Raw genomic sequence first — 7,141 nt, 5'->3', positions numbered from 1 at the left:
TGGCGTCGCCGCCTCCGGCCCGACCGGCGCGCCCTGCGGCAGGCTGGCCAGCAGCGGGCGCGGCTCCCCGGGCGCGACGGCGCGCTGGATCGCCGGGTCGGCGAAGGCCGTGGCCGGGTTCGCCTCGGTGGCCCAGCCGAAGGCCGGCAACGGCCCGCCGCCGGAACCGTGCAGGCCGCGCGGCAGGCCGGGCATCGGGTCGGCGCCGGCGAAGGCAGCCTCGGCCTGGCCGGCCGCCTCGGCACCGGTGCCCGCTGCCTCGGCCGCGGCAAGGGCGGTATCGCCGGGCACCGCATGGCCATGGCCGGCGGCGGCGACCGGCAGCACCCCCTCAGCATCGCGCAGCGGCAGGCCTTCCTGCGGCGCATGCGGGATCTGCCGGCCGAGCAGCATCAGCAGCAGGGCGCCGTACAGGCCCATGCCCGCCGCCTCGCCCCAGCCGAGGTCGCCGCGCAGGCGCCGGTGCAGGGCGGCGCGGGCCCAGGCCAGGTTGCTGGCCATGTCCTCGAACCGGGAGATGGTGGGCGCCGGCGCGATGACGGGCTTCGGCGGCGGCGGCAGTTCGCCATCCTCGAAGAAATCCGCGTCGCGCTGGGATGCCAGACGGATACGGAACCGGATGCGTCCTGGCCGATGATGCACCATGGCGGCGTCTCCCCTGCTCGCGCGGCGCGGGCACCCAGTCGCCCGGCCGGCGCGCGGCCCGCGGGGACCGCACGCCGAGACAGCATTAGTATACGATTCTGCCGGGCGCCTACCGGCGGCGTCGCACGAAGCCGTGGGGAGCGCGCCCTTGCCGCGCCGCCGGCCGCTTGCGAGGCTGCCGGCAACGACAGAGACGGGGGAGGACACCGCCATGCGCGTCGCCAACAAGATCGCGCTCGTCACCGGCGCGGCCAGCGGCATGGGCGCGGCCACCGCCCGGCTGCTGGCGCGGGAGGGCGCCAAGGTCGCCGTCGCCGACATGCTGGAGGCCGAGGGCAAGGCCGTGGTCGCGGAGATCGAGAGGGCCGGCGGCACCGCGCGCTTCCTCCGCCTCGACGTGACCGAGGAGCCGCACTGGGAGGCGGCGCTGGCCGAGGTCACCGGCGCCTGGGGCCGGCTCGACATCCTGGTGAACAATGCCGGCATCTCCGGCAGCGCCACCAACAACCTCTACGACACCGCGCTGTGGGACCGGATCATGGCCGTCAATGCGCGCGGCGTCTTCCTCGGCGTCAAGCACGGCGTCGCCGCCATGCGCGCGGCGGGCGGCGGCTCCATCGTCAACCTGTCCTCGATCAGCGGCGTGGTCGGGCAGGAACGCATCCACTGCGCCTACAACGCCTCCAAGGCCGCGGTGCGGCTGCTGACCAAGTCGGTCGCGGTGCAGGAAGGCGCGGCGGGCATCCGGGTAAACAGCATCCATCCCGGCCTGATGCCGCCCATGCGCACCAGCGGCGCCACCGCCGACCCGGTCTTCCGCGCGAAGATGCTCGGCCATGTCCCGCTCGCCCGCTCCGGCGAGGTGGACGAGGTCGCCTATGCCATCCTGTTCCTCGCCTCGGACGAGAGTTCCTACATCACCGGGGCGGAGCTGCATGTGGATGGCGGCTACCTCGCCTGCTGAGGCGGGCGGCCAGGATCTCCTCCAGCGTCACCGGGCGGAAGTCCCAGGCATCCACCCCCACATCGGCCTGGCGCGGCAGCGGCGCCAGGCGGCCATGGCTGTGGCCATGCAGGTTCCACCAGCCGCGGTGCTGGTTGCGCCAGCTGCGGAAGGCGTAGTGGCAGAGCACGAGGCCGGTGCCGGCGACCGCGATCTCGGCATAGGGCTGCACGCTGGCCCAGCCGGCGAGGCCGATCGTGGCCGGCCCGTCATTGTTGCCGGTGACGAGATGCTTGCGGCCGTGCAGCCGGGCGAGCCGCGCCGGCAGGTCCCGCACCGCCGGCCCGAGCGCGACATCGCCGAGATGCCAGACCTCGTCCTCCGGCCCCACCGCGGCGTTCCAGCGCGCCTCCATCGCCGCGTCCATGGCGGCGACGGAGGCGAAGGGCCGGCGATAGAGGCCGCGCGCCCCGCCATGGCCGAAATGCGTATCCGCGGTGAAGAAGACCGTCATGCGCGCCCCGGCGGCATCCTGCGCCGGCGGCGGGCCGGCGGGAATGCCCCGGCCCGGCCCGGCACCCAAGGGACAGTGCGATGCGCCGGCTGCGGCCTTGGCCTCCCTTTGCCCTGGCGGCGGCGCCCGGCGACCGGCATGCGCCAAGGGCACCTTGCCTGCGGAACCGCCAGGCGCCCGGACGAGCATGATGGCCGACGGGCGGTGGGCGGTGCCGGCCGCGCCGCCATGCCGGCCTGCCGCCGGGGCTGGCCGCGTGCAGGCCTGGACGCCGGGGACCCGCCGGGTTGGAGTCCGGCCGGCGCCGCCCGGCGCCGCGGCCGGGACCGCCCGGCGGCCGGAGGACCCCGCGCATGCCGATCCCCGTCTTCGAGAGCCCGCTGACCCGCATGCCCCGCCTCGGCCTCGGCACCTGGCCGATGCGCGGGGCGGCCTGCCAGCGCGCGGTGGAGACCGCGCTGGCGATGGGCTACCGCCATCTCGACACCGCCGAGATGTACGGCAACGAGGAGGCGGTCGGCGCCGCCATCCGCGCCAGCGGCCTGCCGCGGGAGCAGGTCTACCTCACCAGCAAGGTCTGGAACGACAAGCCGCGCGGCGCCGCGATCCGGCGGGCCGCGGAGGACAGCCTGCGGCGGCTCGGCCTGGCCTGGATGGACCTGTTCCTGATCCATTGGCCCAGCCCGCAACTCGACCTGCCCGACGCGCTCGCGGCCCTGGCGCGGCTGCGGGAGGACGGGCTGGCGCGCGCCATCGGCGTGGCGAATTTCCCGCCCGGCCTGCTGCAGCGGGCGCTGGGCCTCGCCCCGATCGCCTGCCTGCAGGTGGAGCACCATGTCTATCTCGGCCAGCCGCGCCTGCTGGCGATCTGCCGGGCGCAGGGGATCGTGATGACCAGCTACACGCCGCTGGCCAAGGGGGCGGTGACGCGGGACCCGGCGATCGGCGCCATCGCGGCGAAGCATGGCGCCACCGCCGGCCAGGTGGCGCTGGCCTGGCTGCTGGCCATGCCGGGGGTCGCGGCCATCCCCAAGGCGGCGTCGGCGGCCCGGCAGCGGGAGAACCTGGGCGCCGCCGCGCTGGCGCTGGACGCCGCGGACCTCGCGGCGCTGGCCGCCCTGCCGAAGTCGCGCCGGCTGGTGGATCCGGGCTTCGTCGCCGACTGGGACGCCTGATCCCGGCGCGGCGGCCGCGCCGAGGCGTGCCCCGGTTGCCGCTGCCGCCGCCCCCTTAACCACGCCGCAAGCCCGCCCCGCCTAGCCTCCGCCCAAATCCGAGGCGGACAAGACGTTTTGGCCCCTGAACTGACGGCCCTCCGGTGCCTGTTCCTGGTCGCCATGCACCATGGCGTGCAGCTGGCGCCCGAGGAACTGCCCCCGATCGAGGGCCCCGACATGCTGCCGCCCGTGCTGCGCGCCATGCGGAAGGCGGGGCTGCAGGCGCGCGTGCTGCGCCGCTGCGGGTGGGACAAGGCGGCCGGCCTCGGCACCGCCTATCCGGCGCTGGCGGTGCGCCGTGACGGGTCCTGGGTGATCCTCGTGCAGGTGGTCCCGGGGCCGGACGGGCAGCAGGTGGCGGCGGTGCTCGACCCGGCGACCGAGGTCGCGGGCGTCCAGCTGGTCCCGCCCGAGCAGTTCCTCGAAGCCTGGGATGGCACGCTGCTGCTCTGCCGCCGCCGCGCCCCCGCCTTGCTGTCCGAGGAACAGCCCTTCGGCTTCCGCTGGTTCCTGCCGGAGATCCTGCGGCATCGCCGCTTCCTGGCCGGCGTCGCCATGGCCGCCATCCTGTCCAACCTGATCGCCTTCGCCGTCCCGCTGCTGTTCCAGGTGCTGATCGACAAGGTGGTGGCGCACCAGTCCTACCAGACGCTGCTGGTGGTGGTGCTGGTCTTCGTGCTGCTGGCAGTGTTCGACGGCTTCTTCAGCTATGCCAGGCAGCGGCTGATGCTGCTGGCCTGCAACCGGATCGACGCCAGGCTCGGCGCCCGCACCTTCCGCCACCTGCTGTCCCTGCCGCTGTCCTTCTTCGAGAGCCATCCGGCCGGCGTCCTGGCCCGGCACATGCAGCAGACCGAGAAGCTGCGCCACTTCCTGACCGGGCGGCTGTTCCAGACCCTGCTGGACGCGGCGCTGCTGCCGGTGCTGCTGGTGCTGCTGTCGGTCTACAGCGGCGTGCTGACCATGGTCGTGCTGGGCTTCTCGGCGGCCATCGCGCTGGTCATCGCCGGGCTGGTGCCGGCCTTCCAGGCGCGGCTGAACCGGCTCTACGCCGCCGAGGGCGCGCGCCAGGCCTATCTGGTCGAGACGCTGCACAACATGCGGGCGGTGAAGTCGCTGGTGATGGAGCCGGCGCGGCAGCAGGCCTGGGACGGCCAGGTGGCGCAGGCGGTGCGCGGCCATGCCGCCGTCGGGCAGGTCGGCGCCGCCGGCAGCGTCATCACCGGCGTGCTGGAACGGCTGATGCAGATGGCCGTGCTCGGCATCGGCGTGCTGCAGGTCTTCGACGGGCACCTCACGGTGGGGGCGCTGGTCGCCTTCACCATGCTGTCCAACCGGGTGACCGGGCCGCTGGTGCAGATCGTCGCCCTGATCAACGAATACCAGGAAGCGGCGCTGTCGGTCCGCATGCTGGGCACGGTGATGAACGCCCCGCCCGAGCGCAGCCCGCGCCAGCGCCTGGCGCGGCCGCCGATCAGCGGCGCGCTGCGCTTCGACGGCGTCACCTTCCGCTATCCCGGCGCGGCGACGCCGGCGCTAGACCGCGTCAGCTTCGCGGTCGGGGAAGGCCAGGTGATCGGCGTGGTCGGCCGCTCCGGCTCCGGCAAGACCACGGTGACGCGGCTGATCCAGGGCATTCACCTGCCGCAGGACGGGCTGATCCAGCTCGACGGCGTCGACATCCGCCACATCGACCTCGAGCACCTGCGCCGCGGCGTCGGCGTGGTGCTGCAGGAGAACCTGCTGTTCCGCGGCACGCTGCGCGACAACATCGCCGCCGCCAAGCCCGAGGCGCCGCTGCACGAGATCCTGGAGGCCGCCCGCCTCGCCGGCGCCGACGAGTTCATCGCCCGCCTGCCGCTCGCCTACGACACCCTGGTCGAGGAAGGCGCCAGCAATTTCTCCGGCGGGCAGCGGCAGCGCATCGCCATCGCCCGCGCCCTGCTGACCCGGCCGCGGCTGCTGATCTTCGACGAGGCGACCAGCGCGCTCGACCCCGAGAGCGAGGCGATCATCCAGTCCAACCTGGCGGAGATCGCGGCGGGGCGGACCATGGTCATCGTCTCCCACCGCCTGGCCTCCCTGGTGCGGTCGGACGCCATCCTGGTGCTGGACCGCGGCCGGGCGGTGGATTTCGCCCCGCATGCCCAGCTGCTGCAGCGCTGCGAGGTGTACCGCCACCTCTGGCAGCAGCAGACCCAGCACCTGCAGCCGGCCTGACCGGCGATGAGCAACCTGCTGGCACGGCTGCGGGCCAGGGCCGAGGCGGCGCGGGAGGAGCTTCCCACCGCGCCGCCGCGCCGGCTGCTGCGCCGCCGCCTGCGCGGGCCCGCCCCGGCCCGCCTGGCGCCAGAGGCAATCGGCTTCCAGGACGAGCTGGAGGCGCTGCTGGCCGAGCCGGCGCCGCGGCTGCTGGGCGGGGTCTTCTGGCTGGTCGCCGGGCTCTTCGCAGCGCTGCTCGTGCTGGCGGCGCTGGCCCGGCTGGACGTGGTGGTGACCGGCAGCGGCCGCCTGGCGCCCGATGCGCCGCCCATCGTGCTGCAGCCGATGGAGCGCGGGGTGATCCGGGAGATCCGGGTGAAGCCCGGCGACATCGTCCGGCGCGGGCAGGTGCTGGCGGTGCTGGACCCGAGCTTCGCCGAGGCCGACCGCGCCGCCCTCGCCGCGCAGCGCGCGACGCTGGCGGCGCAGCTGGCGCGGCTGGAGGCGGAGTTGGACGGCCGCGTCCTGCCCCCCGGCGGCGCCGACCTGGAAGCGCTGCTGCAGGCGGCGCTGCAGGCGCGGCGCCAGGCGATCCTCGCCGCGCGGCTGCGCGGGCTGGAGGAGGAGATCCGCGGCCAGGAAACCGCGATCCGGACGCTGGAGGCCACCGATGCGGTGCTGGCCGAGCAGGCGGCGATCGCCCGCGATGTGGAGGAGATGCGCGGGCGGCTGATGCAGGGCCAAGTCGGCTCCCGGCTCAGCTTCCTCGGCGCCCGGGCGGACCGGCTGCGGGCGGAGCGGGAGCGCGACCAGGGCCGCGGCCGGACGGCCGAGCTGCGCCATGTGCTGGAGGCGAAGCGGGCCGAGCGGGCCGGGCTGCTGGAGGATTGGCGCCGGCAGATCCTGGAGGAGGCGGTGCGCACCCGGTCCGAGCTGGCCCGGGTGGAGGAGGCGCTCGGCAAGGCGTCGCGCCTGGCCGAGCTGACGCTGGTCACCGCGCCCGAGGACGGGACGGTGCTGGAGGTGGCGCGGCGCTCGGTCGGCTCCGTGCTGCGGGAGGCGGAGCCGCTGGTCAGCCTGGTGCCCGCGGCGGCGCCGCTGATCGCCGAGATCGCGCTGCGCTCGGCCGATATCGGCCATGTCCGCGCCGGCGACGCGGTGGTGCTGAAGGTCGATGCCTTTCCCTGGCAGCGGCATGGCGCGGTGCAGGGAAGGCTGCGCGCGGTGGCGCCCGACAGCCTGGCGCCGGAAGGCCAGGCCGGCGCGGTGCATCGTGCCCAGGTGGCGCTGGACGCGCCGGCGCTGCGGCATCTGCCGGAAGGCTCGCGGCTGATCCCGGGCATGACGCTGACCGCCGAGATCAAGGCGGGCGAGCGCAGCCTGCTCTCCTACCTGCTGTTCCCCATCCTGCGCGGCCTGCAGGAGAGCCTGCGCGAGCCCTGAGGCCGGCACGGGTTGCTCGCCCGGTCCCGGCATCGCGGCCGGCCGGGCCCCTGGGCGGGACTGTCGGCATTTTCGTGTGTTGCCGGTCATGAGGGAAAGGAAGGACCTCCCCCATGGCTCGAAGGAAAGCGCCACATATCGCCGATGAGTTGCTGGACCAGCTACTCTCCGGCACGG

At 74.7% G+C, this 7,141-nt stretch carries 6 protein-coding genes; 4 read left to right on the top strand and 2 right to left on the bottom strand.

The features are described from left to right. A partial coding sequence (locus E2C05_RS26410) for a hypothetical protein (protein WP_205083087.1) occupies window positions 1-645 on the bottom strand: 645 nt, incomplete at its 3' end. A 211-nt stretch (window positions 646-856) separates the two neighbouring features. On the opposite strand from E2C05_RS26410, the gene E2C05_RS26400 reads away from it, so the two are divergent. Further along, on the top strand, window positions 857-1,609 hold the full coding sequence (locus tag E2C05_RS26400; RefSeq protein ID WP_133222641.1) for a glucose 1-dehydrogenase: 753 nt from the start codon (window positions 857-859) through the stop codon (window positions 1,607-1,609). Here the strand turns inward: E2C05_RS26400 and E2C05_RS26395 are convergent. After that, the gene (locus tag E2C05_RS26395; protein ID WP_133222640.1) at window positions 1,563-2,102 is read right to left on the bottom strand and encodes a metallophosphoesterase; all 540 of its coding nucleotides are present in this window, start codon (window positions 2,100-2,102) and stop codon (window positions 1,563-1,565) included. The genes E2C05_RS26400 and E2C05_RS26395 overlap by 47 nt on opposite strands. A gap of 353 nt (window positions 2,103-2,455) precedes the next feature. Here E2C05_RS26395 and E2C05_RS26390 point away from each other — a divergent pair, with 353 nt between their 5' ends. The 3 genes from E2C05_RS26390 to E2C05_RS26380 all read left to right on the top strand — a co-directional run bounded on the left by E2C05_RS26390 (window position 2,456) and on the right by E2C05_RS26380 (window position 6,964). Next, window positions 2,456-3,277, top strand: coding sequence for an aldo/keto reductase (locus E2C05_RS26390; RefSeq protein WP_133222639.1), 822 nt, complete (start codon window positions 2,456-2,458; stop codon window positions 3,275-3,277). 117 nt (window positions 3,278-3,394) lie between these two features. Then, complete coding sequence (locus tag E2C05_RS26385; RefSeq protein WP_133222638.1) at window positions 3,395-5,539, top strand: peptidase domain-containing ABC transporter; 2,145 nt, start codon at window positions 3,395-3,397, stop codon at window positions 5,537-5,539. 6 nt (window positions 5,540-5,545) lie between these two features. Continuing rightward, a complete protein-coding gene (locus E2C05_RS26380) occupies window positions 5,546-6,964 on the top strand; it encodes an HlyD family type I secretion periplasmic adaptor subunit (protein WP_133222637.1) in 1,419 nt (472 codons plus the stop codon). Window positions 6,965-7,141: the final 177 nt, after the last annotated feature.

Source organism: Paracraurococcus ruber (genome assembly GCF_004353985.1).
Classification (GTDB): Bacteria; Pseudomonadota; Alphaproteobacteria; order Acetobacterales; family Acetobacteraceae; genus Paracraurococcus; species Paracraurococcus ruber.
The sequence above is the reverse complement of the archived record's forward strand: the minus strand, read 5'-3'. Positions and strand labels throughout refer to the sequence as shown.

Bases quoted from the DNA above. Each gene is read 5' to 3' on its own strand.
- E2C05_RS26400 (WP_133222641.1), top strand. From the start codon at position 857: ATGCGCGTCGCCAACAAGATCGCGCTCGTCACCGGCGCGGCCAGCGGC.
- E2C05_RS26395 (WP_133222640.1), bottom strand. From the start codon at position 2,102: ATGACGGTCTTCTTCACCGCGGATACGCATTTCGGCCATGGCGGGGCG.
- E2C05_RS26390 (WP_133222639.1), top strand. From the start codon at position 2,456: ATGCCGATCCCCGTCTTCGAGAGCCCGCTGACCCGCATGCCCCGCCTC.
- E2C05_RS26380 (WP_133222637.1), top strand. From the start codon at position 5,546: ATGAGCAACCTGCTGGCACGGCTGCGGGCCAGGGCCGAGGCGGCGCGG.